Origin of the sequence: Streptococcus sp. HMSC36C04, from assembly GCF_001839535.1 — a bacterium.
In the GTDB taxonomy this organism is placed as follows: Bacteria; Bacillota; Bacilli; order Lactobacillales; family Streptococcaceae; genus Streptococcus; species Streptococcus hominis.
The window spans coordinates 1-1,087 of record NZ_KV841573.1; the positions used below are offsets into that span (position 1 = coordinate 1).

At 38.3% G+C, this 1,087-nt stretch carries 1 pseudogene; it reads left to right on the plus strand.

Features of this window, described 5'->3' with window-relative positions:
- The first annotated feature begins 79 nt into the window (after window positions 1–79).
- Window positions 80–1,030 (plus strand): annotated as a pseudogene (locus HMPREF3249_RS01430) (IS30 family transposase).
- Window positions 1,031–1,087: the final 57 nt, after the last annotated feature.

Consider the following 1,087-nt stretch of genomic DNA (forward strand, 5'->3'; position numbering starts at 1 on the left):
CCCTGTTGTAAAATGAAGTGCAACACAGAAGACATGTTCATCTGATATACTAGAGTTGCGAAAAACAGTATAAAGGAAGATGAACATGTCTACAATTATTCTACCACAAATCAATCCTACAAGCACTTATCTGAAGCTGAGCGAGGAGAAATTGAAGCTTATTTAAGCGTAGGACTCAAACCTGCTGAAATTGCTCGTAGACTGGGGAGAAATCGCTCTACTATTACTCGTGAAATTAATCGTGGTTCTATAACACAATGGAAAAAAGTCAATGGGCAGAAGGTCTACTACCAACACTATTATGCAGATGCTGCCCATAACCGTTATCGGGATGCTAGAGAAACCAAGGGTGCATAGCGTGGATACCTTTGTTCATACCTATAGACTCCAACATGTAGATGCAGTTGTTCCTTCAACCAAGACGCTCTATAACTATATCCATCAAGGTTTGTTAGAGATTAAGGTTATTGATTTACCAAGAGCAGTGCGGATCCGTAAGAAATTTAACAAGCGTCCCTCTACCAAGAAACATCTAGGAAAGTCAATTGAAGAAAGACCAGAAGAGATTAATAATCGTTCCCGTTTTGGAGATTGGGAAATCGATTCTGTTCTGGGTGGAAAGACAATAGGAGAACCTTCTATTTTAACATTGGTAGAACGACAAACACGCTATGCTGTCACAAAGAAACTCGTGGAAAAGAAAGCAGAGTATGTCAATCAAGCAGTCTTAGAGTGTATGAAACTTTATCCCATTAAGTCCATAACTGCAGATAATAGAAACGAATTTTCATCATTGAGTAAGATAGAGGGATTAGATGTTTATTTTGCACATACCTATTCATCTTATGAACGAGGCACAAATGAGAATTTCAATGGATTATTAAGAGAGTTCATTCCCAAAGGATCCTCACTAAAAAAACTAAATCCGACACTTTTAGAGGACTATACAAAGGCTATCAATGAAAGACCTAGACGAATCCATGGCTATCAGTCCGCAAAAAAGCTGTTTGAGCTAACTCAAACAGCTTGAAAGATACTCACTTAATCAGAGGAACAACTTTGTTGCACTTGACTTGACAATTGGGAA